This window comes from Atlantibacter subterraneus (assembly GCF_007570865.1).
Lineage (GTDB): Bacteria > Pseudomonadota > Gammaproteobacteria > Enterobacterales > Enterobacteriaceae > Atlantibacter > Atlantibacter subterraneus.
This window is the reverse complement of the sequence record NZ_VLPS01000010.1, coordinates 1-25,549: the sequence shown is the minus strand read 5'-3', so window position 1 is coordinate 25,549 and position 25,549 is coordinate 1. Positions and strand designations below refer to the sequence as shown.

The window sequence follows — 25,549 nt, the reverse complement described above, 5'->3', positions numbered from 1 at the left end:
GTAACAATATGCGCCATTACCCTGGCGCATTATGACCTGAGATTCTCACCGCCTCGTTTGACTTTACGGACCGAAATCAGGCGCTTCGTATTGGGCGAACCTCGCGAATGTGCTAAAGTGCCGCCATTCAGCATCATCATTGACGCAGCAATATGGCATTGTTGCAATGATGTATTCTCTTTGTAAATCAATCTGATAATTTAGCGTCTCGTTGATGAGGCTTGCAGCGCGTTATACGTGCCTGAATCAGATATAGCGGTAAAGAAATAAATGGCTCTTTTAATCACCAAAAAATGCATTAACTGCGACATGTGCGAGCCGGAATGCCCGAACGAAGCGATCTCAATGGGTGAGAGTATTTATCAGATCAACACCGACCGGTGTACCGAATGCGTGGGGCATTATGACACCCCAACCTGCCAGAAAGTCTGCCCGATCCCCAATACGATTTTGAAAGATCCGGCCCACCCGGAGAGTGAAGAACAACTGTGGGATAAATTTGTTGTTCTTCACCACGCCGATAAAATTTAACTTTCGATAATCACCGTCGCGCAGGCGTAATGGCGCTCATCAGACAGGGTGACGTGCACCGCTGCGACGCCCATACGCTGCGCCAGCTGTAACGCTTCATCCCACAGGCGCAGCCCTGGTTTACCCAGTTCATCGTTAAACACTTCAAACTGATTAAACGCCAGGCCATTACGAATGCCGGTACCAAATGCTTTAGCCGCGGCTTCTTTTACCGCATAGCGTTTGGCTAAAAAGCGCACCGGCTGTTGATGCGCCTGATACTGCGCCCATTCGTTAGCGCTTAGCACGCGCTTCGCGAGCCGATCGCCCGAGCGGGAAATCACCGCCTCAATGCGGGCGATTTCCACGATATCGGTGCCAAGCCCTAAAATCGCCATTAGCGACGGGCTTCCAGCATCAGACGTTTCATTTCTGACACCGCTTCTTTCAGGCCGCTCATTACCGCGCGGCCAATGATCGCATGGCCGATATTCAGCTCATGCATTTCCGGCAGCGCGGCAATCGGCTGGACGTTGTGATAGGTCAGGCCATGCCCGGCATTGACCTTCAGGCCCTTGCTGGCCGCATAGGTCGCCGCTTTAGCGATGCGCGCCAGTTCTTTTGCCTGGGTAGCGTCGTCTTTAGCATCGGCGTAGCAGCCGGTATGAATTTCGATATAAGGCGCGCCGACATCCACTGCCGCATCGATTTGCTCGATATCCGCATCGATAAACAGCGACACCAGAATATTTGCGTCGGCCAGACGTTTGCAGGCGTCACGCATTTTTTCGCGCTGACCGGCAACATCCAGCCCGCCTTCGGTGGTGACTTCCTGACGCTTTTCCGGCACCAGGCAGCAGAAATGCGGTTTGGTTTCGCAGGCGATCGCCAGCATCTCTTCGGTTACCGCCATTTCCAGATTCATACGGGTATCGAGGGTTTGACGCAGCACGCGCACATCGCGATCGGTGATATGACGGCGATCCTCGCGCAGGTGAACCGTAATGCCATCCGCGCCGGCTTGCTCGGCGATAAACGCAGCCTGAACCGGATCGGGGTAAGCCGTACCGCGTGCATTACGCAGCGTAGCGATATGGTCGATATTGACGCCTAACAGTAATTCAGCCATGACAATCCTCGATAATCAGCACAAAGTGGCGGCAGTTTACACCCGGGAAGGAAAGTGTGGCTACGGGTAGCGGTTATTCCGCGTCGGAAGATGAGGAGGACGTCGGTTTTTTAGGCACGAACTGGCGGAACAGTTCCCGGCTCTTAAGCGGTTTACCGCCGAGATAGGGTTTTAACGCGATGCGGGTAAAGCGTTTCGCTGCGCGCAGCGTGGCGGCATCGGGAAACTCCCGGCTGGCCAGCGCCTCCAGCTCATGGCCGGTGAAAGAGAGATTATCCACCACCAGGCTGGCGATAAAACCTTTCTCTTCACGATAGCGGTAGGTCATCTCCGGGCTAACCGGCTCGCCGCTCCCGGCGCAGTGCAGGTAATCCACGCCATAGCCAAGATGCCCGAGCAGCGCCAGTTCAAAACGGCGCAGCGCCGGTTCCGGCGAAGCGTTTGCGCCCGCCAGCGACTGGATGCAGTGCAGATAATCGAAGAAGAGTTCGGAGAAGCGGGTTTCCTGCTCCAGCACGCGGCACAGCAGCTCGTTGACGTAGAGCCCGCTGTACAGCGCAATGCCGGAAAGAGGCAGCGCCAGCGAAACCGCTTCGGCGCTGCGCAGGGTTTTCACCTCGCCGCGGCCACCGAAACGAATTAACAGGGGGGTAAATGGCTGGAGCGTGCCTTTGAGGTTAGAGCGCCGCGAGCGGGCACCCTTAGCAACCAGGCGAACCCGCCCCGACTCTTCGCTAAATACGTCAAGCAGCAGGCTGGTTTCGCTCCAGGGGCGACTGTGCAGCACAAAGGCGCGTTGCCAGCCTTCCATCAGGCGGTTACTCAGAGATCGTCGACATAGCCGAGACTACGCAGCGCGCGCTCGTCGTCCGCCCAGCCGGATTTCACTTTCACCCACAGTTCGAGGTGAACTTTGGCTTCAAACATCTCTTCCATGTCTTTACGGGCTTCGATACCGATGGTTTTGATTTTGGCCCCTTTGTTGCCAATCACCATCTTCTTCTGCCCTTCGCGCTCGACCAGAATCAGGCCGTTGATGTCGTAACCGCCGCGCTCGTTGGTCTGGAAGCGTTCGATTTCCACCGTTACCGAGTACGGCAGCTCCGCGCCCAGGAAACGCATCAGTTTTTCACGGATGATTTCCGACGCCATAAAGCGCTGGGAACGATCGGTGATGTAATCTTCCGGGAAGTGATGAACCGCTTCCGGCAAATGCTTACGCACGATGCCAGCGATGGTATCCACGTTCATCCCGGTTTCCGCAGAAATCGGCACGATATCCAGGAAATTCATCTGGCTGGCCAGGAACTGCAGGTGCGGCAGCAGGTCGGCTTTTTCCTGAACGTTATCCACTTTGTTCACGGCCAGGATCACCGGCGCTTTCCCGTCGCGCAGTTTGTTGAGGACCATTTCGTCGTCCGGCGTCCAGCGAGTGCCTTCCACCACGAAAATAATCAGCTCAACATCGCCAATGGAGCTGCTGGCCGCTTTGTTCATCAAACGGTTGATGGCGCGCTTTTCTTCCATATGCAGGCCAGGGGTATCGACATAAATCGCCTGATGCGCCCCTTCGGTATGGATGCCCACGATGCGGTGGCGCGTGGTTTGCGCCTTGCGTGAGGTAATAGAAATCTTTTGGCCCAGCAGTTTATTCAGCAGGGTCGATTTGCCCACGTTGGGACGCCCAACGATGGCGATAAATCCGCAATAGCTTTTTTCGTCGCTCATTCCAGCTCCAGTTTTTTCAGCGCCTGTTCGGCGGCGGCCTGCTCCGCCTTGCGACGGCTGGAACCTGTGCCAACCACCGGTTCACTCAGGCCACTGACCTGGCAGTGGATAGTAAATTCCTGATCGTGTGCTTCACCGCGCACCTGTACCACCAGATACGACGGCAGCGGTAAATGACGTCCCTGCAAATATTCCTGTAAGCGAGTTTTTGGATCTTTTTGTTTATCGCCCGGGCTGATTTCATCCAGACGGGTCTGATACCAGGAGAGGATCAGTCGCTCAACCGTCTGAATATCGCTGTCGAGAAACACGCCGCCAATCAGCGCTTCAACGGTATCGGCCAGAATAGATTCACGACGAAAACCGCCGCTCTTCAACTCTCCCGGCCCTAAACGCAGGCACTCGCCCAGTTCAAATTCGCGCGCGATTTCCGCCAGGGTGTTGCCGCGCACCAGCGTGGCGCGCATCCGGCTCATATCGCCCTCGTCCACGCGAGGAAAACGATGATAAAGCGCGTTGGCGATAACAAAGCTTAAAATGGAGTCACCCAGAAATTCGAGACGCTCGTTGTGCTTACTGCTGGCACTCCGATGGGTTAACGCCTGCTGCAATAACTCCTGATGAAGAAAAGTGTAGCCCAGCTTACGCTGCAGCCTGTTAATTACGATGGGATTCATGCGATACCAATTAATAAATGCGTCAACTATGCAGCACACGGAACAGAGCTGAAAAAACCAAAGCTGTTTCGTGTGCCGTAGCCCTTTCTACAAAGGCTAACCTGAAATCTTCGGGGGAATATTCTATACGCAACGCCAGGGGATGTCGTTAGTGATTGCGGATTTATCACTTAAATAATTTAAGGGAAGGTGGATTACAGGGTTATTTATGGCTGGAATGAATATTTGTCATTACCGGAAAGGGTAAAAAGGCCGATTAACGAAGCGCTAACCGGCCATAAATACAATTTAGTGGATGCCGCCGATGCGGTTCAGACGGACGCCGGTCGGCCATTCGCCTTCCTGTTTTTCAAAGCTCATCCAGATGGCGGTGGCTCTGCCAACCAGATTGGCTTCCGGCACAAAACCCCAGTAACGGCTGTCGGCGCTGTTATCGCGGTTATCGCCCATCATGAAATAGTGCCCCGGCGGTACGATCCAGGTCGCCAGCGGTTGGCCAGCCTGTTGGTAATACATTCCCAACTGGTCCTGGGCAATCGGCACCGTCAGAATGCGATGGGTCACGTCGCCAATGCTCTCTTTGCGCTCGGTAAGGCGAATGCCGTTATCTTTGGTTTCGTTCTTCGGTACCTCAAAGAAACCGCTGGAGGCTTCGCCACCGGTACGGCGAGAGAACGTCTGGACAAAATCGCTCGGCTCAACGGCGGAATAGGTCACCGGCAATGCGTTACCGCAGGCCTGGCCGGAACTGCAGTTCGGCTGAATAGTGACTTCTTTGGCAACGGGATCGTAGCTTACGCGGTCGCCCGGCAAGCCAACGACCCGCTTAATGTAGTCCAGACGCGGATCTTCCGGATACTTAAACACCGCGATGTCGCCGCGCTTCGGATGCCCGGTCTCAATCAATGTTTTTTGATAGATCGGATCCTTCAGGCCGTAAGCGTATTTCTCCACCAGAATAAAATCGCCAATCAGCAACGTCGGCATCATCGAACCGGAGGGGATCTGGAAAGGTTCATAGATGAATGAACGGACCACCAGCACAATCGCCAGCACCGGGAAGACCGATGCGCCTGTTTCCAGCCAGCCCGGTTTCGGGCCGACTTTCTTCAGGGTTTTGCTGTCCAGCGCATCACCGGTTGCCGCCTGCGCCGCAGCCTGACGCTCGCGACGCTTCGGGGCAAAGATAAATTTATCCAGACACCACAAGATACCCGTCACGCCTGTCGCGATAACCAGGATCAGGGCAAACATGTTCGCCATGCCAACTCCTTAGATTATTTGCCGTCTTTACCGACATGCAGAATGGCGAGGAACGCTTCCTGCGGCAGTTCGACGTTGCCGACCTGCTTCATGCGCTTCTTACCTTCTTTTTGTTTTTGCAGCAGCTTTTTCTTACGGCTCACGTCACCGCCGTAGCATTTCGCCAGTACGTTTTTACGCAGCTGTTTCACGGTAGAACGGGCGATAATATGGTTGCCGATCGCGGCCTGAATCGCGATATCAAACTGCTGACGCGGGATCAGTTCCTTCATCTTCTCAACCAGTTCACGACCGCGGTACGGCGCATTGTCGTTGTGGGTGATCAGCGCCAGCGCGTCGACGCGCTCGCCGTTAATCAGCACATCTACACGCACCATGTTGGAAGCCTGGAAGCGTTTGAAGTTGTAGTCCAGCGACGCATAGCCGCGCGAGGTTGATTTCAGACGGTCAAAGAAATCCAGCACCACTTCGGCCATTGGAATTTCATAGGTCAGCGCCACCTGGTTACCGTGATAAACCATGTTGGTCTGCACGCCGCGTTTCTCAACGCACAGCGTAATCACGTTGCCCAGATACTCCTGCGGCAGCAGCATATGACATTCGGCGATCGGCTCACGCAGTTCGTCGATGTTGTTCAGCGGCGGCAGTTTGGACGGACTGTCGACATAGATCACTTCTTTGCTGGTGGTCTGCACTTCATAGACGACCGTTGGCGCAGTGGTGATCAGATCGAGATCGTATTCGCGCTCCAGACGCTCCTGGATAATCTCCATGTGGAGCAGGCCCAGGAAGCCGCAGCGGAAGCCAAAGCCCAGCGCGGTTGAGCTTTCCGGCTCGTAGAACAGGGAAGCGTCGTTCAGGCTCAGTTTGCCCAGCGCGTCACGGAAGTTTTCATAATCGTCGGAGCTGACCGGGAACAGACCGGCGTAAACCTGCGGCTTAACCTTTTTAAAGCCAGGCAGCGCTTTATCTGCCGGGTTACGCGCCTGGGTCAGGGTATCGCCTACCGGCGCGCCGAGGATGTCTTTAATCGCGCAAACCAGCCAACCTACTTCCCCGCATTTCAGTTCGGTACGGTCAACCTGTTTCGGGGTGAAGATACCCAGACGATCGGCGTTATACACCTGTCCGGTGCTCATCACTTTGATTTTGTCACCTTTGCGCATGGTACCATTTTTAATACGCACCAGTGATACCACGCCCAGGTAGTTGTCAAACCAGGAGTCGATGATCAGCGCCTGCAGCGGGGCATCCGGATCGCCCTGCGGTGCAGGGATTTCGCGTACCAGACGCTCAAGCACGTCCTGAACGCCCACCCCGGTTTTCGCCGAGCAGCGTACCGCGTCGGTCGCATCGATGCCGACAATGTCTTCAATCTCTTCGGCAACGCGTTCCGGGTCAGCGGCAGGCAGGTCAATTTTGTTGAGAACCGGCACCACTTCCAGATCCATTTCCATGGCGGTATAGCAGTTCGCCAGAGTCTGGGCCTCTACGCCCTGCCCGGCATCCACCACCAGCAGCGCGCCTTCACACGCGGCCAGAGAGCGAGAAACTTCATAGGAGAAGTCAACGTGGCCCGGCGTGTCGATAAAGTTCAGCTGATAGGTTTCGCCATCAGAAGATTTAAAATCGAGGGTAACGCTTTGCGCTTTGATGGTGATCCCGCGCTCACGTTCCAGGTCCATGGAATCGAGCACCTGGGCTTCCATTTCACGATCAGAAAGGCCACCGCAAATCTGAATGATGCGGTCAGAAAGCGTCGACTTACCGTGGTCGATGTGAGCAATGATAGAGAAGTTTCTTATGTTCTTCATAAATGAGGATTTTTTAACCCTAACGCAGAGCGATTGTCAGTTTATGGATATAACGGCTAACACGTTGTGGCAGCGGCCAATCCGTACATTGGCGTGCATATTACACTGTAGCGGCCAAATCGTCAGCATAGGATGATTTGCCGTGAAGGCGTAAGCGGATTATGGCAGGAAAAATGTAACCTTAAGCCAGCGCGCGGCCAGTCCGTTAGCCGCGGGGTCAAAGGGGCCTTACCCACCAAAAACGTTGATAGCGCTGGTCAGCCGATTGCCGCGCCGGTTGAGATCGCTGGCGATTTGCGCAGAATGGTGCACCATTTCAGCGTTATTTTTTGACATGGTTTCAATTTGCGAGACCGATTCATTAATCAGCCCCAGCGCCATGGTCTGTTCGCCGGTGGCGTGGCCCACTTCTTTAATCAGCTGCGACATCTGACGGATTTCCCCCGCCATTTCGCTGATGTGTTTTTCAGCCAGCTCGACCATTTCCACGCCGGAACGCACGCTTTGTACGTTACGTTCAATCAGCGTTTTGATCTCTTTCGCCGAGGAAGCGGAATGCTGCGCCAGATTACGGACTTCCGCAGCCACTACCGCAAACCCTTTCCCCGAGGTGCCTGCGCGCGCTGCTTCAACGGCGGCATTAAGGGCCAGAATATTGGTCTGGAAAGCAATACTGTCAATCACGCCGATAATATCGACAATCTGGTCGCTGATTTTCGATATCGACTTCATCACGTCGATGGTCTCTTCCATCACCGACGCGCCTTGCTGGGCGACAACGCTGGTTTTTTCCGCCATCGCAATCGTCATTTCCGACGTCGCCGCCGTCTGCTGCACTGCGCTGGTGATTTCTTCAATTGCCGCCGCGGTTTGCTGGAGCTGAGCGGACGTTTCGTCAGTGCGTTCATTCAGCGCGGTGCTGTTAACTTCCAGTTGCTGGCTGATTTCGCTGATCCCGCTGGCCTGTACGCTGACGTCGTTTACCAGAGAGTGCAGGTTCAGGCCGGCCTGGTTAACCAGGCGCATCATTTTGCCGATTTCATCCACCCGGTTGAAATGCTGGTGTTCGGCTTTGCGGCCCGACACGATTTTTTGCATCTGGCTGACGATAATTTTCAGCGGGCGCGCCACCTGGGCGTGCATAAATCCGCCCGCTGCCAAAGCGGCGGCTACGGTAATCAGCGCCTGTAACCCGGCGTGCAGCCCTACCAACGGCAGTAACAGCGTCACCAGCGTGAAAGCCAGTAGCGGCAGTGCCAGCCGCCAGGCAACGGATATTTTCTGGAATAGCGACAGCGGACTAAGCCATTTACTGCGTACTACCAGACCTTTAAAAAAGCGCAGACTCCCGGCACGCTTCTCATTAACGGCCTGGTATAACTGCTCGGCGGCCTGCACCTCTTCACGCGTCGGGACATTACGCACCGAGATATAACCGGTAAGCGCGTCATGGCGGTAAACCGGCGTCACGTTGGCGCGCACCCAATAGTGATCGCCATTTTTACGTCGGTTTTTTACCAGCCCGGTCCAGCTCTCGCCCTGTTTAAGAGTAAACCACAGGTCAGCAAAGGCTTCCGGCGGCATATCAGGGTGGCGAATGTGGTTGTGGGGCTGCCCCATCAGGTCCGCCTCGCTAAAGCCGCTGGAGTCGATAAAAGCGGAGTTGGCGTAAGTGATGTAACTCTGGGTATCGGTGGTGGACATTAATGTCGCATCATCGGGAAGCAGATATTCATGTTGAGTAACAGGATTGTTTATTCTCATAGCCCGTCCTCATTTAACAATAGAAATTCACTCATATATCCCCTGGCTGGGTGCGATAAGTTTTTTGAATAGATTATTATTAGTTTTAATAAAACGTGTGCGTCCGAGCGGTTTCGCGAATTCTCAACGTAATTTATTAAACTGTAAATAGGGATAATTAAAAAATAGTACCCGTTAACTAAATAAATCTTTTAAATTTACATTCTGATAATAATATCTGACATTCGCTTTTGCCAAATACCTTCCTAAGGTAAATTAATGGCCTTTTATTACACGCCTGGCCTCCTGCCGTTCATTAATCAAAAAGCGTTATATGTCATTAATATGACGGTATTAAAGTTTCTGATTCATTATTGGCACCTACTTGTTTTGGTAGTAGAAATTAATTTTTGCGAATTGCGCGATCACCGATGCACTGCCTCGCTTAAGCACGCTAAATCATTATCTGATATGGAGTCTCAATGATGATGTAAAAAGATCATGTCAATATAATCAAAGATATCGCTTTATAGCGTGCAGTTATTTTACCCAACAACCCCATTATTAAAGCCGGCTCATTGTGGCGGTTAGCTAAATTTAGTTTTGGGCAGCAGAAACAGGAGGAGTTAAATTAAACTGGAACCGGACAATGTCTGTCAGACATTGTCGGTTGAGGATGATGTGTCAATTCGTAGCGCGTCGGGGGGTAATCCAACGCTTAAAATAACAGGCTGCCAGCTTTCACGGCGACTTAATGCCGGAGCCAGCCCTTTCGCCAGCAGGAACCCGCCCACGCCGCCTAAAATAGCGCCCGCCATCGCGGCCAGATCGGTATGAAATAACATCTGGAACAGACCCGCGACAATAAACAGGCCCACCAACGGAGACATATAGACGACCAGCGCGGAGCCCAGGAGGCTCCCCTCGGCGATGCCAAGTTCAACTTTTTGCCCTGCAACCAGAGGGTGATCGCAGGGGACAGTGATCGAATGGCTGGTCTGCGGGCCAAGTTTATTCAGGATGCGGCTGCCGCAACCGGCACGGGATGCGCAGCTGCTACAGGAAGATTTGACATCACAACTGACCACCGCTTCGCCATTTTGCCACGAAATCACCGTGGCCCACTCTTTCATCATTGCGGAGAAGCCCTGAATTTGACGCTGTCTGCGATACGTTTAGCCGTTTGCGGAGGTAATTCACCCACGATGGTGATTTCCGCGTTATTACGCACATCGGAGCTTACCGTTCGGCGTCCGGTACGTAACATCTGGCTGGAACTGGTGGCACTCGCGCGATTCACGTTTACTGAGAAACTGAATAAGCCATCGGTATATAAACGCGACTCGATTGGCACATCCACACCAGGAAGCGGTCTGCGGCTGCCGGAGACTTCGTTGAATCCCTGCGGTAGCCAGGTCGGTGCCCAGTTAAAGTTGACTTTTTCAGTCCCGGGAACAGAAAGCAGCGGCGGGAGGGTGGCTTTGGCCAGATTCTGCATCACAGTACCCGGCGTGTCGTTAACCGTAAATGAAACCACCCGGAACTGCTCCAGGGTTTCGCCATCACGATCCAGCAAATCGACGCGCATTGGCAGTTTGGTTTGCGAATCCAGCCAGACAATATAGCTGTAACGCGTTCCGTCCCGTGCCACTACCCGAATCACATCGCACAGGCGATCGGCGATACGGGTTCTCCCGACAGCGATAAAATCGTAATACGCTGCCAGGCGTTTAAAGTCGGTATAGACCAGAGAAGGCAAGGAATCAACGATGTAATCGCCATTCAGCGTGAAGGGTTCGAGGCCTGGCTCGAAATAGCTGACTTCATTACCGCGCTGGACCACTTCGCGGCGCGGGCCATCCATCTGAAGAAGTTGAGCCATAGGCTTATTATCAAGGCGCGCGTGACGATAGCGCAGCGATTCAACGCCCTGCTTATTGATACTGATAAAAGCCAATTCGTAATTAAGCGACTGACTGGCCTGATTCATTTGCTGCAACAACGCCTCGGTCGACGGATCTGCCGAGGCGTTTGCAGAAAATATCAGGCTGCCAGCCACTAAAGACATAGCACACCAAAGTTGCTTCATTACTGCGGTTGCGTTCCTAACGTTTGTGTTCCTGGCACCTGAACAGCGGCTTGCTGAGTCTGGGCCTGTTCAAACTGAAGCTGCTCCGCGTGCAAGCGACGCTGAAGCTCATAGTCCTGAAGCATTGCATTAATACGACGACGCTGCTCCTGAACTTGCTGCTGGCCAGTACCGCCGGTGGCTTCAGACGGCACGCCCAAACTTACCGGGCTGGCTTGCCCCATCATAGGAAGGGTATTGAACACCGGTGTTTCAGGCTGCCCAGTCGCTTCGCTCGGCGCGTTGTATTGCTGAACGCCGACGATAACCGCCAGGGAAACGCAAGCAGCAACGCCGATCTGCGTAATCTGGCTGGCCCAGGGGCGCAGTTTTTTCCAGAACGGCATAGCCTGCCACTGTTGTGGAGCTGGTTGTGATTCTGGAATGAGTGGTGTAGTCCGATGTACAGGCTCGTTTTCGATCGCCGCCATGACGCAGGCAGAGATATCGAAGTGAATCACATCACCCGTATCACCACGCAGGGTGTCACGAATGAGGTGATAGCTCTCCCATGACTGCTGAAGTTCTTTGTCGTTAGACAGCGCACTCAGCACTTCACTATCCAGAGACTCACCATCCATTAAAGCGGAAAGTTTTTCTTTCTGCATGCCTAATACCTTTTCCAGTATCCCGCTATCGTCAACGCCGGATAAGCGGTTGAACTTTATTATCAATAGCTTCCCGCGCACGGAAAATGCGGGAACGTACCGTACCGACCGGGCAATCCATGATAGCGGCTATCTCTTCATAGCTCAGGCCATCCAGCTCCCGCAACGTAATTGCCATGCGTAAATCTTCCGGGAGTGACTCTATGGTACGGAAAACTATCTGTTTCAGTTCTTCAGACAACATTAAGTTCTCAGGGTTCGAAATTTCTTTCAGTGCACCCGCACTTTCGAAATTTTCTGCGTCAATTGCATCGACGTCGCTGGACGGCGGACGACGCCCCTGAGCAACCAGGTAATTTTTTGCTGTATTGACGGCGATACGATACAGCCAGGTATAAAACGCGCTATCGCCGCGAAAGGAATCCAGAGCGCGATAAGCTTTAATAAAGGATTCCTGCACCACATCAGGCACATCCCCCGATGGCACATAGCGAGAAACCAGGCTCGCCACTTTATGCTGGTAGCGAACCACCAGTAAGTTAAACGATTTCTGATCTCCCTTCTGGACCCGCTCAACGAGGACCTGATCCGTTAACTGCTCGCTCATCCGAGGTAATATCTCCCCAAACCTAATTTCCTCGCGTAATCAAAACCACCTAAACGCCGCACATCGTGAGCAAGCAGGAGATTGGATTTCCATAGACCGGTAAAGTTCCGTTACGCCTTTGTTTTGTGTCAGCTTTTTCAGGACCGTTGATTTTGATTCATTGGTGGTCCGCTTCTGTAAGGCTAGCGCTGATAATTCAAGCTTGCTAATCCGCCAGCAGAGTAACGCAAGCACACCTTTTTTTCACTCTTTAATCTTAGGCTAACGATCTGCTTCGCAAATAATTTTCTGGATTTTGTTGGGCGGTTAATGCTTCACCTGGTGGCGTACTTTGTTTAGCCATTGCAACGTTATGCAAAAAAAGTGTGCTAAATGACAAATTCGAGTGCTATGCTGGGCCAACAATGTTTAGTAAATTAAACACACAGCATGAACACATCATCCGAAATGAATTGTGACGTTTTGATTATTGGCAGCGGTGCGGCGGGTCTCTCTTTGGCGCTTCGCCTGGCGGATAATTGTCAGGTTATCGTATTGAGCAAAGGGCCGGTCAGTGAAGGCTCGACGCTCTACGCTCAGGGCGGTATCGCGGCGGTATTCGATGAAACAGACAGCATCGATTCCCACGTTGAAGACACGCTTATCGCCGGAGCCGGGATTTGCGATCGCGATGCAGTGGAGTTCGTCGCCAGCAATGCGCGGCGCTGCGTTCAGTGGCTCATCGATCAGGGCGTGTTGTTTGATACCGAAGTGCAGCCCAACGGTGAAGAAAACTATCACCTGACCCGCGAGGGCGGACACAGCCACCGCCGCATTCTGCACGCCGCCGACGCTACCGGCAGAGAAGTCGAAACCACGCTGGTCGGTAAAGCGCTGGCGCATCCCAATATCCGGGTTATCGAACGCAGCAACGCCGTGGATCTTATCGTCTCCGATAAAATCGGCCTGCCGGGCACCCGCCGGGTGGTTGGGGCGTGGATCTGGAACCGCAATAAAGAAGAGGTGGAAACCTGCCGCGCGAAAGCCGTCGTGCTGGCAACGGGTGGCGCATCGAAAGTGTACCAGTACACCACTAACCCGGATATTTCTTCCGGAGATGGCATCGCCATGGCGTGGCGCGCCGGGTGCCGGGTCGCCAATCTTGAGTTTAACCAGTTCCACCCTACCGCGCTGTTCCATCCACAGGCACGCAATTTTCTGCTGACCGAAGCACTGCGCGGCGAAGGTGCCTATCTTAAGCGCCCGGACGGTACGCGTTTTATGCCCGATTTCGATGAACGGGCCGAACTGGCTCCGCGTGATATCGTGGCGCGCGCTATCGATCATGAAATGAAACGCTTAGGCGCGGACTGCATGTATCTTGATATCAGCCACAAGCCTGCGGAATTTGTTCGTCAGCATTTCCCGATGATTTATGAAAAGCTGCTCGGCCTTGGGCTTGATTTGACCCGCGATCCTGTCCCCATCGTGCCTGCGGCGCACTATACCTGCGGTGGCGTGATGGTGGATGAAAATGGCCGCACCGACGTTGACGGGCTGTACGCCATTGGCGAAGTCACCTATACCGGCCTGCATGGTGCCAACCGTATGGCATCAAACTCGCTGCTGGAGTGCCTGGTTTACGGCTGGTCGGCGGCGGAAGATATTCAAAAACGTCTGCCGTTCGCCCGCCAGCCGAAATCCCTACCCGCCTGGGACGAAAGCCGGGTTGAAGATCCGGATGAACTGGTGGTCATTCAGCATAACTGGCACGAGCTCAGACTGTTTATGTGGGATTACGTGGGGATTGTGCGCACCACGCGCCGACTGGAGCGGGCGTTACGCCGCATCACCATGCTCCAGCAAGAAATTGACGAGTATTACGCCAACTTCCGCGTGTCGAATAATCTGTTGGAACTGCGCAACCTGGTGCAGGTGGCGGAGCTGATTGTGCGCTGTGCGATGATGCGTAAAGAGAGCCGCGGGTTGCATTACACCCTGGATTATCCGGATTTACAGGAGAATTCAGGCCCGTCGGTGCTCTCTCCGCTGGTTCACATAAACAGATAGAAATCCTGGGTCAGGCCGCACCAGGCATCGGAGTAACGCTGGTCTGGCCCGCGGATCGCCAGCCGGTCGATAAACAGTTCGCCCGGCGTCGGCGAAAACGCCAGCAGTACGCGGTGCGGCAGCCGGGTATCGTTATCGCACACATCGGTTCTCAGGCGAATATGCCAGCCCATCTCCTGCGCCTTTTGCGTAAAGGCGGAGCCCGTGGCTTCCGGCAACACTACGCAGAAACAACCCTCTTCGGTAATCAACTGCGCCGCGCCGCGTAACAGCGCTTCATGTTCCAGCGAGGTGTTATAACGGGCAAGTTCACGCTGCGAACTGCCGCACTCCACGCCTTTATCATAAAACGGCGGATTGCTGACGATCAGGTCGTAGCGATGAGAGGCGTCCGGCGTCCAGGTTAGAAAATCTGCCTGATGAACATGGATGCGCCCGGCCCAGGGAGAAGCCTGCGCATTTTCAGCGGCCTGACTGGCGGCATCAGGATCCATTTCAACCGCGTCGATAAGCGCCTCATTTGCGCGCTGGGCCAGCATCAGGGCGATCAGCCCGCTGCCGGTGCCGATATCCAGAATGCGTTTTACGCCCGCCACCGGCGCCCACGCGCCCAGCAAAATCCCATCAGTCCCGACCTTCATTGCACAACGATCGTGGGCAACGAAGAACTGTTTAAAAGTGAAACCATCGCGGCGAAGAAGCGTTTTAGTCGTTGGCATTATTACAACCTGGCAGGGAAACCGTTGTAGCATAGGGTAAAGTATTCCCCTGGAAAAGAGCATAACCATACTAAGTGATGAACATTGCTGCCTTAACGTCTATAATCGGCGGCCCACACTGAGGTAGAAAATGACAGTAACCACTTTTTCCGAACTAGAACTTGATGAAAGCCTGCTGAAAGCCCTTCAGGATAAAGGCTTCACTCGCCCGACCGCCATTCAGGCTGCCGCCATTCCGCCTGCCCTGGAAGGGCGTGATGTCCTCGGTTCTGCGCCGACAGGCACCGGTAAAACGGCGGCATATTTGCTGCCGGTGTTGCAGCATTTACTCGACTTTCCTCGTAAAAAATCCGGCCCACCGCGCATTCTGATCCTCACGCCGACCCGCGAGCTGGCGATGCAGGTGGCGGAACAGGCGCGTGAACTGGCGGCGCACACCCATCTGGATATCGCGACCATTACCGGCGGCGTGGCGTATATGAACCACGCAGAAGTATTCAGCGAAAACCAGGATATCGTGGTCGCTACCACGGGCCGTCTGCTGCAATATATTAAAGAAGAAAACTTTGATTGCCGCGCCGTGGAAACCCTGATTCTGGATGAAGCCGACCGCATGCTGGACATGGGTTTCGCCCAGGATATCGAACATATTGCCGGGGAAACGCGCTGGCGCAACCAGACCATGCTGTTCTCCGCCACGCTGGAAGGCGATGCAATTAAGAATTTTGCCGAGCGCCTGCTTAACGAGCCGGAAGAAGTTTCCGCTTCACCGTCCACCCGCGAACGCAAAAAAATCCACCAGTGGTACTATCGCGCCGACGATATCCAGCACAAAACCGCGCTGCTGGTGCATCTGTTGAAGCAGCCAGAAACCACGCGCGCTATCGTATTTGTGCGCAAGCGCGAGCGCGTGCATGAGCTGGCGGGCTGGCTGCGCGACGCAGGCATCCCTAACTGCTTTATTGAAGGCGAAATGGTGCAGGCTAAACGTAACGAAGCCATCAATCGTCTGACCGATGGACGCGTTAACGTACTGGTCGCCACTGATGTTGCTGCGCGCGGTATCGATATCGCCGACGTGAGCCACGTATTCAACTTTGATATGCCGCGCACCGCCGATACCTATCTGCATCGCATTGGCCGTACCGGTCGCGCCGGCCGTAAAGGCACCGCGATCTCGCTGGTCGAAGCGCACGATCACTTGCTGTTGGGTAAAGTGGGCCGCTATCTGAATGAGCCGCTGAAATCCCGCGTGATTGACGAACTGCGTCCGACTACCCGCGCGCCAAGCGAGAAGCTGCAAGGCAAGCCGTCGAAGAAAGCGTTAGCAAAACGCGAAGAGAAGAAGAAAGAGCAGGAAAAAGAAAAACCGCGCGTTAAAGTCCGTCATCGCGATAAGAAAAATATCGGTAAGCGTCGTAAACCGAGCGAAGCGAAAGTCGATAATGCAGAATAAGAAAACGCCAGCGAAAGCTGGCGTTTTTGTTTACCGAATAAATAATCTTACAGGCTTTCGGTAAAGGTACGGGCGATCACGTCGCGCTGCTGTTCCGGCGTCAGAGAGTTAAAGCGAACCGCATAACCGGAAACGCGGATGGTCAATTGCGGATATTTTTCCGGGTGCTTAACCGCATCTTCCAGGGTTTCACGACGCAGTACGTTAACGTTCAGGTGCTGACCGCCTTCCACGCGCACTTCCGGTTTGATTTCCATCGGAATTTCACGGTATTCGAATTCACCCAGTGCGTTCACTGCAACCACTTCATCTTCAGCGAAACCGGCTTTAGCGCAGACGCAGCGCGCTTCGCCTTTTTCGCTGTCCAGCAGCCAGAAAGAGTTCAGAAGATCGTCATTAGCCGCTTTAGTAATCTGGATACCAGTAATCATTGTATTTCTCCCTATGGGCAAATTTTGTTGATTCTCGTTGGGCCTGCATTGGCTCATTGGTAAAACCTTTGTTGCGTTACTGTACTGTATACCAATCGCCTGGCCGGGATTCTTTGATTTAAATCAATAAAAATCATATGGCGAATAGGGCTATGACGCCATTTATTTGTTTTACATCAACTTACGCGATATATCTCGAGTTAAAAAGTTTGTAAATTTTCAAAATTTTTTAGCTTTCCGGAACAAAACCGGCGCGGGATTTTGTGTCGTGCAAATAAGACGTTAAGCTATGTCATCACCCTTCGCAGGAGAGCGAAATGACCACTACTCTCACCTGGCACGACGTGCTGGCCGATGAAAAGCAGCAACCTTACTTTATTAATACGCTGAAAACCGTTGAGGATGAGCGTGCCGCTGGCGTGACCATCTATCCGCCAGCTAAAGATGTGTTTAATGCCTTTCGGTTTACCGAACTGGGGAACGTCAAAGTCGTGATTCTGGGGCAGGACCCCTATCATGGACCAAATCAGGCCCACGGTCTGGCCTTTTCCGTTCGCCCCGGCATTCAACCGCCGCCGTCGCTGGTTAATATGTATAAAGAACTGGAAGGCTCAATCCCCGGTTTCGCCCGCCCGTCGCATGGCTATCTGGAAAGCTGGGCGCGCCAGGGCGTGATGCTGCTTAATACCGTGCTGACCGTGCGCGCAGGACAGGCGCATTCCCATGCCCGACTCGGTTGGGAAACTTTCACTGATAAGGTCATTTCGCTGATTAACGAACATCGCGAAGGCGTGGTGTTTATGCTGTGGGGTTCGCATGCCCAGAAGAAAGGCGCGATGATCGACAGGCAGCGTCATTATGTGTTACAGGCACCACACCCCTCCCCGCTTTCTGCCCATCGCGGCTTTTTTGGCTGCGGCCATTTTGTGAAAGCCAATGACTATCTGGCGCAGCGCGGCGAAACGCCCATCGACTGGACGCCGGTGCTGCCGGAATAGCTGGCATAAAAAAGCCAGCATACGCTGGCTTCTTATTATCAGGCTTTATTCTGTCGCCACCATTCGGCTAACAGCACGCCGGTTGCGACCGACACGTTCAGGCTTTCAACATTACCTGAGCCGGGGATTGCGATACGCATATCGGCATTGTCGAACGTGGCATCAGACACCCCGTCACGCTCCTGGCCCAGCACCAGCACCATTTTCTTCGGCAATTGCGCCTGATACAGCGCGGTGCCTTTATGGCTGGAGGTGGTCACAATGGTGTAACCGGCTTTACGGAAGCGCTCCAGACCGTCGCTGAAGTTGTCGCCGCTGATCGCCTGCACGTGCTCCGCACCGCCTTCTGCAGTACGCACTGCCGCGCCGGACTCCAGCAGAGAGGCATCTTCCACCAGCAAACCTTTTACGCCGAAATGCGCGCAGCTGCGCATAATGCCGCCCAGATTATGCGGGTTGCCGACATCTTCCAGCGCCAGTACGCAATCATCCTCACCGGCATTTTCCAGCCAGCTTTCAACGCTCATACCGTTGCGCTTTTTGATAATAAAGCACACGCCGCCGTGATGCTCCGTGCCCGACGCTTTCGCCAGTTCGGCATCATCTACTACGTGATAGGCCTTACGGTTAGCCGCCATCCAGCGCAGCGCTTCTTTGAAACGCGGCGTGACGCTCTGGATAAACCAGGCGCGCACGATGGAATCCGGGCGGCTCTGGAACAGCGCCTGGCAGGCGTTTTCACCGTAAACGCGCGTTTCTTCAGCGCGCTGGCGACGGATCACTTCCCGGTCGACGTAGCCTTTTTCAGCAGGTTCAGCCTGTGTGGAACCGTCATCGTTATAGTCGCGCGGCGGACGTGAAACCGTACGCCACGGTGACGATGAGGGTGCGTCGTCACGATCGCTGTACCGGTCGCGGCCAGCGCCAGGCTTATCATCACGACGCGGACGACGATCGCCTTTACCCGACGTCGCAGGGCGTCCGCCCCCCTTCCCGGTACGCGGGTTCTCGGTGCGTTTTCCGCTGTCATCATCGCTGCGGACATACATCACTTTGACCTTGCCGCCTTTACCTTTAAATTCTTCGCTCATGCTCTTCTCCACCTGGCTGCCGCGTGGCGCGCAGATTACCCGATGTGACGCCGCTTCGCCATCAACTTCGGTCAAAAGTCAGGAACTATCATATTCATTGGAGTTATCTCGTTGTCGATATCCAATGAATAACCGATAATATTTAACATCTACGAAACAGTTTTATCCCGTCGACATCCCGACGCCGCACTTTAGAGGTTAGTTATGAATACCGTTTGTGCCTCCTGTCAGGCCGTAAATCGCATACCTGACAACCGTATTAATGACGGGGCAAAATGTGGCCGTTGTAGCCATGAGCTGTTTGATGGCGAAGTGATTAACGCTACCAGCCAGACGCTGGATAAATATCTTCAGGATGACCTGCCGGTCGTCGTGGATTTTTGGGCACCCTGGTGCGGCCCGTGCAAAAACTTCGCGCCGATATTTGAAGATGTTGCCGAAGAGCGTAGCGGCCAGGTACGCTTTCTGAAAGTGAATACCGAAGCAGAACCCGCGCTCAGCGCGCGTTTTCGCATCCGCAGCATTCCGACCATCATGGTTTTCAAAAATGGTCAGATGGTGGATATGCTCAACGGCGCGATGCCGAAAGCGCCGTTCGATAGCTGGCTTAACGAAAACCTGTAACCTCCCGCCGACGGGGCATCTTCCGGGTGCCCCGTTTTGCTATCTACGCTAGAATAGCGTTTTTACATTAATTCCCCTGATGACTGAAAACGCCGTCCTTCGACTGCGCGCTGAACGCCTGGCGCGCGCCACCCGTCCGTTTCTTGCCCGAGGCAACCGCATCCGCCGCTGCCAGCGCTGCTTGCTGCCGTTGAAACAGTGTCTGTGCGAAACATTACAGCCCGCTACCGCGCGTAGCCGTTTTTGCCTGGTAATGTTTGATACCGAGCCGATGAAACCCAGTAATACCGGGCGTCTGATTGCCGATGTTTTGCCGGATACTGCCGCCTTTCAGTGGTCGCGCACTGAACCGCCGCAGGCGCTGATTGAGCTGGTTAACGATCCGGCATATCAGCCGATGGTGGTATTCCCGGCATCCTACGCCGATCCGCAGCGGGAAGTGCTGTTCGCTCCGCCTTCCTCGGGCAAACCGCCGCTGTTTATTATGCTCGACGGCACCTGGACCGAAGCGCGTAAAATGTTTCGCAAAAGCCCGTATCTGGATGCGTTGCCGGTGATTTCGGTCGATCTCAGCAAGACCTCGGCATACCGGCTGCGTGAAGCGCACGGCGACGGACAGTATTGCACCGCCGAAGTCGCCATCGCACTGCTTGAGCTGGCGGGTGATACGCCAGCGGCGCAAGGGCTGGCCGACCACTTCACGCTGTTCCGCGAGCGTTATCTGGCGGGGAAACCCCATCATCAGGGAAACGTCACAGCAACCGAGACCGAAAGCGTTTAAAATCATTCATTCACATCCTCGGGGAGAATGATATGAGTCAACGTGGGCTGGAAGCGCTACTTCGACCGAAATCCATCGCCGTCATTGGCGCGTCCGTAAAGCCCGACAGGGCGGGCTACCTGATGATGAGGAACCTCTTGTCAGGCGGTTTTTCCGGACCGGTGCTGCCCGTTACGCCCGCCTATAAAGCGGTGTGCGGCGTGATGACCTGGCCGGACGTCGCCAGCCTGCCATTCGCGCCCGATCTGGCGGTGATTTGCACCAACCCCAGCCGTAACGAAGCGTTGCTCAACGCCCTCGGCGAAAAAGGCTGCAAGACCTGCATCATTCTCTCCTCCCCGAAAGAGCAGCAGGCCGCGCTGCTGGCGTGCGCCAACCGCTGGCAAATGCGGATTCTGGGTCCGAACAGTCTGGGCCTGCTTGCGCCCTGGCAAGGGCTTAACGCCAGCTTTTCCCCGGTGCCGATCCGTAAGGGTAAACTGGCGTTTGTGTCGCAGTCGGCGGCGGTGTCCAATACTATTCTGGACTGGGCGCAGCAGCGTGAAATGGGGTTTTCCTATTTTATCGCGCTGGGTGACAGCCTGGATATTGATGTCGATGAACTGCTGGACTATCTCTCGCGGGATAGCAAAACCAGCGCGATTTTGCTGTACCTCGAACAGCTCAGCGATGCCCGCCGCTTTGTGTCCGCCGCCCGTAGCGCCTCACGTAACAAACCCATTCTGGTTATTAAAAGCGGACGCAGCCCATCAGCGCGCCAGTTGTTGAATGCAGAAACCGGTTTAGATGGCGCATGGGATGCCGCCATTCAGCGTGCTGGCCTGTTGCGCGTGCAGGATACCCATGAACTGTTTTCCGCTGTCGAAACGCTCAGCCATATGCGCCCGCTGCGCGGCGAGCGGCTGATGATTGTCAGCAACGGCGCAGCGCCTGCCGCCCTGGCGCTGGATGAGCTGTGGTTACGAAACGGCAAGCTGGCAAGCCTCAGTGAAGACATCATCAACCGCCTCGCGGGCGTGGTACCTGCGGGGGTAAACGCCGCCAATCCTCTGGATTTACGCGACGATGCTACTACTCAGCGCTATGTCCAGACGCTGGAAATTCTGCTCGATAGCCAGGATTTTGACGCGCTGATGATTATCCACTCCCCCAGCGCCGCCGCACCGGGCAGCGAAAGCGCGCGAGCGATTATCGAGTTGCTGGCGCGTCATCCGCGTGGACGCTACGTGACACTGCTGACTAACTGGTGCGGTGAATTTTCTTCACAGGAAGCGCGTCGCTGGTTCAGCGATGCCGGTATTCCTACCTATCGCACGCCGGAAGGTACGGTCACGGCGTTTATGCATATGGTGGAGTACCGCCGTAACCAGAAGCAGCTGCGTGAAACGCCGTCGTTACCGGCAAACCTCACCGCCAATACCGCTGAAGTGCACCAGTTGATTACTCAGGCGCTGGAGGATGGCGCGACGCATCTGGACACCCACGAGGTTCAACCCATTCTTCAGGCCTATGGCTTGCAAACCCTGCCGACCTGGATAGCCAGCGACAGCGCCGAAGCGGTGCATATTGCTAAGCAGATTGGTTATCCGGTTGCGCTGAAGCTGCGTTCACCGGATATTCCCCATAAGTCGGAAGTTCAGGGGGTGATGCTCTATCTGCGCACGGCGAATGAAGTCCAGCAGGCCGCTGACGCTATTCTCGATCGGGTGAAAATGACCTGGCCTCAGGCGCGGATCCACGGGTTGCTGGTGCAGAGCATGGCGAACCGTGCAGGGGCGCAGGAGCTGCGCGTCGTGGTGGAGCAGGATCCGGTATTCGGCCCGCTGATTATGTTGGGTGATGGCGGGATGGCGTGGCGTCAGGATCAGGCCGCCGTCGCGCTGCCGCCGCTGAACATGAATCTGGCACGCTATCTGGTGATTCAGGCAATCAAGAGCGGCACTATCCGCGGGCGTAGCGCGCTACGGGCGCTGGATATTGCCGGGTTGAGTCAGTTCCTGGTTCAGGTGTCCAACCTGATCGTCGATTGCCCGGAAATCAAACGGCTGGATATTCATCCACTGCTGGTTTCCGGTAACGAATTTACCGCGCTGGACGTGACGCTGGAGCTGGAAGCCTTTGAAGGCGATGCCGATGCGCGGCTGGCGATCCGCCCTTATCCTCATCAGCTTGAAGAAACGGTCATCCTTAAAAACGGCCAAACTTGCCTGTTCAGGCCAATCCTACCGGAGGATGAGCCGGAACTGCGACGCTTTATTTCCCAGGTCACCAAAGAAGATCTTTACTATCGCTATTTCAGCGAGATCAATGAATTTACCCATGAAGATTTAGCGAATATGACCCAGATCGACTACGATCGTGAAATGGCGTTTGTCGCGGTATTTTCCCATGAAGGCCATGAACAGATCCTGGGCGTGACGCGTGCGATTTCCGATCCGGATAACGTGGATGCGGAGTTTGCCGTGCTGGTTCGTTCCGATCTCAAAGGCCTGGGATTAGGCCGAAAATTGCTTGAAAAACTCATCGCTTATACGCGAGATCATGGTCTTGAGCGGCTGAACGGCATTACGATGCCCAACAATCGAGGCATGGTAGCGCTGGCGAGAAAACTGGGTTTTGACGTCGACATCCAGTTAGAAGATGGCATCGTTGGACTGACCTTAGCCTTGAATAAAACGCAGGATTCGTGAGTAAGGTATTGGAAATGTTACTCACATTCCTGAACAGTAATGTTATTATCCACCGCTACCGTCGTCCGCCCCTCAGGGATGGCCACCTACTGTATAGAGAAGATATGCACTGTGATGTTGTCTAAATTTAAACGAAACAAACATCAACAACACCTTGCCCAACTACCTAAGCTTTCTCAGTCTGTTGATGATGTAGCGTTTTATTTCTCTCCGGCCGACTTCCGGACCACGTTGCTGCAAAAGATCGCCAGCGCGACGAAACGCATCTGCATTATTGCCCTTTATCTTGAACAAGATGATGGCGGGCACGGCATTCTTTCAGCACTCTACGAAGCCAAGCGCCAGCGTCCTGAGCTGGATGTCTCCGTGCTGGTTGACTGGCACCGCGCACAGCGTGGCCGCATTGGCGCTGCCGCTTCTAACACCAATGCCGACTGGTACTGCCGTATGGCGCAGGAAAACCCGGACGTTAAAATCCAGGTTTACGGTATTCCTGTTAATACGCGTGAAGCCCTTGGCGTTTTGCACTTTAAAGGCTTTATCATTGACGACAGCGTCATATATAGCGGCGCGAGTTTAAACGACGTTTATCTGCATCAGCATGATAAGTATCGTTACGACCGCTATCAGTCGATCCGTAACCCTCGCCTCGCCGACATTATGTACGACTGGGTGAACAATAATCTGATCCAGGGGCGTGCGGTGAACCGGCTCGATACGGCTGAACGTCCGAAAAGCCAGGAAATCAAAAATGACGTCCGGCTGTTCCGTCAGGAATTGCGCGACGCGGTGTATCATTTCGCTGGCGATGCCGATAACGAACAGCTGTCCGTGACGCCGCTGGTAGGCCTGGGGAAATCCAGCCCGCTTAATAAAACTATCTTCCATCTGATGCCCTGCGCCGAGCAGAAGTTGACGATTTGCACGCCTTATTTCAACCTGCCCGCCATTCTGGTACGTAACATCATTCAGCTACTGCGCGATGGCAAACAGGTCGAAATCATCGTCGGCGATAAAACCGCAAACGACTTTTATATCCCGGAAGATCAGCCGTTTAAAATTATTGGCGCATTGCCCTATTTATACGAAATCAACCTGCGCCGCTTCCTGAGCCGTCTGCAGTATTACGTGAATACCGGGCAGTTGACCGTACGGCTGTGGAAGGATGATGACAATACCTATCATTTGAAAGGGATGTGGGTCGACGATGAGTGGATGCTGCTGACCGGTAACAATCTTAATCCACGCGCCTGGCGTCTGGATCTGGAAAACGCAATTCTGATCCACGATCCTAAACATGAGCTGGCGGCACAGCGCGATAAAGAGCTTGAGTTGATCCGCACCCATACGACTGTGGTTCAACATTATCGGGATCTGGAAAGCATCGCCGATTATCCGGTTAAGGTGCGTAAACTGATCCGTCGTTTACGACGCATCCGAATCGATCGCTTAATCAGCCGTATCCTTTGAATCATAGCCCTGCATGCAGGGCTTTTTTATGAGTCATTTAATGCGCCGAGTTTTACTGATTACGCTTTTTTTACTGACGGGCTGTAGCCATATGGCGAATGACCAATGGAGCGGGCAGGATAAGGCTCAGCACTTTATCGCCTCCGCGATGCTGTCCGCCGCCGGTAATGAGATGGCGCAGCATCAGGGTTGGTCGCGTGATGCCAGTGCCGGATTTGGATTTATGTTTTCGGTGGGGCTTGGGGCATCGAAGGAGCTGTGGGACAGTCGGCCAGCCGGGAGTGGCTGGAGCTGGAAAGATTTTGCCTGGGATGTGGCGGGCGCGGCGACCGGCTACTCCATATGGCAGCTTGCGCGGTAATCGTTGTTTATCCCCACTTCGCCTGATGCGCGCGTTTGCGCTTTAAATAATCGTCATCTGCACGGATTTTATCCCACCAGGTTTTAAATACCGCAGCGGCCGCCGCTTTTACCGGATCGTTGCCGCGCTCATGCAGGCCACCCTCCTCGGTGTATTTTTTACCGCCTTTATAATTGGCGTAGCGTCGCGCGCGGGTATATCCCATCTGGATAAATTTACGAGCCATATCCATTCCGACAAAATCGTCCTGTTGACGATACGCTTCAAAGAGCTGGTAGATTTTTTCCGCAGATTTGACTGCTGATTCTTCATCTTTATAGCGCCACCAGGGAAGGATTTCGCCTTTGTAAGGTTCCACTAACAGTACGCCTTGCTCGCCGCGTCCAACCTGATATTTCTCAGGGTGCTTTCGAAAGTCGATTTGCGAAAAATCCTGCTGATAGTCGAACTCTTTTTTAGTCATCCACAGCTCCCCTACAGGTTTAACAGACGTTTTAAAGATAGTCCGTGTCTGTGGGTGCAATGAGTTTATCGGATTAGGAGAGATTAAATCTGAAACGACAAAAGGCCCAGTCTTGCGACTGGGCCTTTGTCCTGTTTGATGCCTGGCAGTTCCCTACTCTCGCATGGGGAGACCCCACACTACCATCGGCGCTACGGCGTTTCACTTCT

25 protein-coding genes are annotated in these 25,549 nt (G+C 54.1%); 9 read left to right on the top strand and 16 right to left on the bottom strand.

All coding sequences use genetic code 11. From position 1 onward, the window contains the following. Positions 1-270 precede the first annotated feature (270 nt). The gene (locus FND52_RS19340; protein ID WP_125293957.1) at positions 271-531 is read left to right on the top strand and encodes a YfhL family 4Fe-4S dicluster ferredoxin; all 261 of its coding nucleotides are present in this window, start codon (positions 271-273) and stop codon (positions 529-531) included. Here the strand turns inward: FND52_RS19340 and acpS are convergent. From acpS to rpoE, 12 genes are all read right to left on the bottom strand, one after another. Further along, positions 528-908 carry a holo-ACP synthase gene (acpS, locus tag FND52_RS19335; RefSeq protein WP_125293958.1) on the bottom strand — a complete coding sequence of 127 codons (381 nt, stop codon included), beginning with the start codon at positions 906-908 and terminating at the stop codon, positions 528-530. The two genes, FND52_RS19340 and acpS, sit on opposite strands and share 4 nt — an antisense overlap. Further along, entirely contained in the window at positions 908-1,639 is a 732-nt protein-coding gene (pdxJ, locus tag FND52_RS19330; RefSeq protein ID WP_144132707.1) for a pyridoxine 5'-phosphate synthase, read from the bottom strand. The genes acpS and pdxJ overlap by 1 nt, the downstream gene beginning before the upstream one ends. A 73-nt stretch (positions 1,640-1,712) precedes the next feature. Beyond that, entirely contained in the window at positions 1,713-2,450 is a 738-nt protein-coding gene (gene recO, locus FND52_RS19325; RefSeq protein ID WP_125293960.1) for a DNA repair protein RecO, read from the bottom strand. 11 nt (positions 2,451-2,461) lie between these two features. After that, positions 2,462-3,367 carry a GTPase Era gene (era, locus tag FND52_RS19320; protein WP_125293961.1) on the bottom strand — a complete coding sequence of 302 codons (906 nt, stop codon included), beginning with the start codon at positions 3,365-3,367 and terminating at the stop codon, positions 2,462-2,464. Continuing rightward, positions 3,364-4,044 (bottom strand): ribonuclease III, encoded by a 681-nt coding sequence (gene rnc, locus FND52_RS19315; protein WP_125293962.1) that lies wholly within the window; start codon positions 4,042-4,044, stop codon positions 3,364-3,366. Before rnc ends, era begins: the two co-directional genes overlap by 4 nt. A 288-nt stretch (positions 4,045-4,332) precedes the next feature. Then, positions 4,333-5,307: a signal peptidase I gene (gene lepB / locus FND52_RS19310; RefSeq protein ID WP_125293963.1), complete on the bottom strand. Its 975-nt coding sequence runs from the start codon at positions 5,305-5,307 to the stop codon at positions 4,333-4,335. A gap of 14 nt (positions 5,308-5,321) precedes the next feature. Next, on the bottom strand, positions 5,322-7,121 hold the full coding sequence (lepA, locus tag FND52_RS19305) for a translation elongation factor 4 (RefSeq protein WP_125293964.1): 1,800 nt from the start codon (positions 7,119-7,121) through the stop codon (positions 5,322-5,324). A gap of 228 nt (positions 7,122-7,349) precedes the next feature. Then, complete coding sequence (locus FND52_RS19300) at positions 7,350-8,885, bottom strand: methyl-accepting chemotaxis protein (protein WP_144132705.1); 1,536 nt, start codon at positions 8,883-8,885, stop codon at positions 7,350-7,352. Between the two features lie 635 nt (positions 8,886-9,520). Continuing rightward, positions 9,521-10,000: a SoxR-reducing system protein RseC gene (gene rseC / locus FND52_RS19295; protein ID WP_144132703.1), complete on the bottom strand. Its 480-nt coding sequence runs from the start codon at positions 9,998-10,000 to the stop codon at positions 9,521-9,523. Beyond that, entirely contained in the window at positions 9,997-10,953 is a 957-nt protein-coding gene (rseB, locus tag FND52_RS19290) for a sigma-E factor regulatory protein RseB (protein ID WP_125293967.1), read from the bottom strand. Before rseB ends, rseC begins: the two co-directional genes overlap by 4 nt. Next, on the bottom strand, positions 10,953-11,600 hold the full coding sequence (gene rseA / locus FND52_RS19285) for an anti-sigma-E factor RseA (RefSeq protein WP_144132701.1): 648 nt from the start codon (positions 11,598-11,600) through the stop codon (positions 10,953-10,955). The genes rseB and rseA overlap by 1 nt, the downstream gene beginning before the upstream one ends. 31 nt (positions 11,601-11,631) lie before the next feature. Further along, positions 11,632-12,207, bottom strand: coding sequence for an RNA polymerase sigma factor RpoE (gene rpoE, locus FND52_RS19280; protein ID WP_002438107.1), 576 nt, complete (start codon positions 12,205-12,207; stop codon positions 11,632-11,634). Between the two features lie 429 nt (positions 12,208-12,636). Here rpoE and nadB point away from each other — a divergent pair, with 429 nt between their 5' ends. Further along, entirely contained in the window at positions 12,637-14,256 is a 1,620-nt protein-coding gene (nadB, locus tag FND52_RS19270; RefSeq protein WP_144132699.1) for an L-aspartate oxidase, read from the top strand. On the opposite strand, the gene trmN is transcribed toward nadB, so the two are convergent. Then, a complete protein-coding gene (gene trmN / locus FND52_RS19265; RefSeq protein ID WP_125293970.1) occupies positions 14,241-14,975 on the bottom strand; it encodes a tRNA(1)(Val) (adenine(37)-N(6))-methyltransferase TrmN in 735 nt (244 codons plus the stop codon). The genes nadB and trmN overlap by 16 nt on opposite strands. A gap of 130 nt (positions 14,976-15,105) precedes the next feature. Between trmN and srmB the strand changes: the two genes are divergently transcribed. Continuing rightward, positions 15,106-16,431, top strand: a complete 1,326-nt coding sequence (gene srmB / locus FND52_RS19260) for an ATP-dependent RNA helicase SrmB (RefSeq protein ID WP_125293971.1) — start codon at positions 15,106-15,108, stop codon at positions 16,429-16,431. Positions 16,432-16,478: 47 nt separating this feature from the next. Here the strand turns inward: srmB and grcA are convergent, their stop codons facing one another. Then, positions 16,479-16,862: an autonomous glycyl radical cofactor GrcA gene (grcA, locus tag FND52_RS19255; protein WP_125293972.1), complete on the bottom strand. Its 384-nt coding sequence runs from the start codon at positions 16,860-16,862 to the stop codon at positions 16,479-16,481. Positions 16,863-17,179: 317 nt separating this feature from the next. On the opposite strand from grcA, the gene ung reads away from it, so the two are divergent. Further along, the gene (gene ung / locus FND52_RS19250; RefSeq protein ID WP_125293973.1) at positions 17,180-17,860 is read left to right on the top strand and encodes a uracil-DNA glycosylase; all 681 of its coding nucleotides are present in this window, start codon (positions 17,180-17,182) and stop codon (positions 17,858-17,860) included. A 38-nt stretch (positions 17,861-17,898) separates the two neighbouring features. Here the strand turns inward: ung and FND52_RS19245 are convergent, their stop codons facing one another. Further along, positions 17,899-18,951, bottom strand: coding sequence for a tRNA/rRNA methyltransferase (locus FND52_RS19245; protein ID WP_125293974.1), 1,053 nt, complete (start codon positions 18,949-18,951; stop codon positions 17,899-17,901). A 204-nt stretch (positions 18,952-19,155) separates the two neighbouring features. On the opposite strand from FND52_RS19245, the gene trxC reads away from it, so the two are divergent. The 5 genes from trxC to FND52_RS19220 all read left to right on the top strand — a co-directional run bounded on the left by trxC (position 19,156) and on the right by FND52_RS19220 (position 24,877). Further along, positions 19,156-19,575 carry a thioredoxin TrxC gene (gene trxC, locus FND52_RS19240; RefSeq protein WP_125293975.1) on the top strand — a complete coding sequence of 140 codons (420 nt, stop codon included), beginning with the start codon at positions 19,156-19,158 and terminating at the stop codon, positions 19,573-19,575. A 79-nt stretch (positions 19,576-19,654) separates the two neighbouring features. Then, positions 19,655-20,356 (top strand): tRNA-uridine aminocarboxypropyltransferase, encoded by a 702-nt coding sequence (locus FND52_RS19235; protein ID WP_144132697.1) that lies wholly within the window; start codon positions 19,655-19,657, stop codon positions 20,354-20,356. 32 nt (positions 20,357-20,388) lie between these two features. Continuing rightward, a complete protein-coding gene (locus FND52_RS19230; RefSeq protein ID WP_144132696.1) occupies positions 20,389-23,046 on the top strand; it encodes a bifunctional acetate--CoA ligase family protein/GNAT family N-acetyltransferase in 2,658 nt (885 codons plus the stop codon). A 114-nt stretch (positions 23,047-23,160) separates the two neighbouring features. Next, on the top strand, positions 23,161-24,516 hold the full coding sequence (pssA, locus tag FND52_RS19225; protein ID WP_144132940.1) for a CDP-diacylglycerol--serine O-phosphatidyltransferase: 1,356 nt from the start codon (positions 23,161-23,163) through the stop codon (positions 24,514-24,516). Between the two features lie 40 nt (positions 24,517-24,556). After that, complete coding sequence (locus tag FND52_RS19220; RefSeq protein WP_144132938.1) at positions 24,557-24,877, top strand: YfiM family lipoprotein; 321 nt, start codon at positions 24,557-24,559, stop codon at positions 24,875-24,877. A gap of 7 nt (positions 24,878-24,884) precedes the next feature. On the opposite strand, the gene FND52_RS19215 is transcribed toward FND52_RS19220, so the two are convergent. Beyond that, entirely contained in the window at positions 24,885-25,340 is a 456-nt protein-coding gene (locus FND52_RS19215) for a DUF4385 domain-containing protein (protein WP_144132695.1), read from the bottom strand. Positions 25,341-25,549 lie beyond the last annotated feature (209 nt).

Coding starts and splice junctions, on each gene's coding strand:
- FND52_RS19340 (WP_125293957.1), top strand. CDS start 271: ATGGCTCTTTTAATCACCAAAAAATGCATTAACTGCGACATGTGCGAG.
- acpS (WP_125293958.1), bottom strand. CDS start 908: ATGGCGATTTTAGGGCTTGGCACCGATATCGTGGAAATCGCCCGCATT.
- pdxJ (WP_144132707.1), bottom strand. CDS start 1,639: ATGGCTGAATTACTGTTAGGCGTCAATATCGACCATATCGCTACGCTG.
- recO (WP_125293960.1), bottom strand. CDS start 2,450: ATGGAAGGCTGGCAACGCGCCTTTGTGCTGCACAGTCGCCCCTGGAGC.
- era (WP_125293961.1), bottom strand. CDS start 3,367: ATGAGCGACGAAAAAAGCTATTGCGGATTTATCGCCATCGTTGGGCGT.
- rnc (WP_125293962.1), bottom strand. CDS start 4,044: ATGAATCCCATCGTAATTAACAGGCTGCAGCGTAAGCTGGGCTACACT.
- lepB (WP_125293963.1), bottom strand. CDS start 5,307: ATGGCGAACATGTTTGCCCTGATCCTGGTTATCGCGACAGGCGTGACG.
- lepA (WP_125293964.1), bottom strand. CDS start 7,121: ATGAAGAACATAAGAAACTTCTCTATCATTGCTCACATCGACCACGGT.
- FND52_RS19300 (WP_144132705.1), bottom strand. CDS start 8,885: ATGAGAATAAACAATCCTGTTACTCAACATGAATATCTGCTTCCCGAT.
- rseC (WP_144132703.1), bottom strand. CDS start 10,000: ATGATGAAAGAGTGGGCCACGGTGATTTCGTGGCAAAATGGCGAAGCG.
- rseB (WP_125293967.1), bottom strand. CDS start 10,953: ATGAAGCAACTTTGGTGTGCTATGTCTTTAGTGGCTGGCAGCCTGATA.
- rseA (WP_144132701.1), bottom strand. CDS start 11,600: ATGCAGAAAGAAAAACTTTCCGCTTTAATGGATGGTGAGTCTCTGGAT.
- rpoE (WP_002438107.1), bottom strand. CDS start 12,207: ATGAGCGAGCAGTTAACGGATCAGGTCCTCGTTGAGCGGGTCCAGAAG.
- nadB (WP_144132699.1), top strand. CDS start 12,637: ATGAACACATCATCCGAAATGAATTGTGACGTTTTGATTATTGGCAGC.
- trmN (WP_125293970.1), bottom strand. CDS start 14,975: ATGCCAACGACTAAAACGCTTCTTCGCCGCGATGGTTTCACTTTTAAA.
- srmB (WP_125293971.1), top strand. CDS start 15,106: ATGACAGTAACCACTTTTTCCGAACTAGAACTTGATGAAAGCCTGCTG.
- grcA (WP_125293972.1), bottom strand. CDS start 16,862: ATGATTACTGGTATCCAGATTACTAAAGCGGCTAATGACGATCTTCTG.
- ung (WP_125293973.1), top strand. CDS start 17,180: ATGACCACTACTCTCACCTGGCACGACGTGCTGGCCGATGAAAAGCAG.
- FND52_RS19245 (WP_125293974.1), bottom strand. CDS start 18,951: ATGAGCGAAGAATTTAAAGGTAAAGGCGGCAAGGTCAAAGTGATGTAT.
- trxC (WP_125293975.1), top strand. CDS start 19,156: ATGAATACCGTTTGTGCCTCCTGTCAGGCCGTAAATCGCATACCTGAC.
- FND52_RS19235 (WP_144132697.1), top strand. CDS start 19,655: ATGACTGAAAACGCCGTCCTTCGACTGCGCGCTGAACGCCTGGCGCGC.
- FND52_RS19230 (WP_144132696.1), top strand. CDS start 20,389: ATGAGTCAACGTGGGCTGGAAGCGCTACTTCGACCGAAATCCATCGCC.
- pssA (WP_144132940.1), top strand. CDS start 23,161: ATGTTGTCTAAATTTAAACGAAACAAACATCAACAACACCTTGCCCAA.
- FND52_RS19220 (WP_144132938.1), top strand. CDS start 24,557: ATGCGCCGAGTTTTACTGATTACGCTTTTTTTACTGACGGGCTGTAGC.
- FND52_RS19215 (WP_144132695.1), bottom strand. CDS start 25,340: ATGACTAAAAAAGAGTTCGACTATCAGCAGGATTTTTCGCAAATCGAC.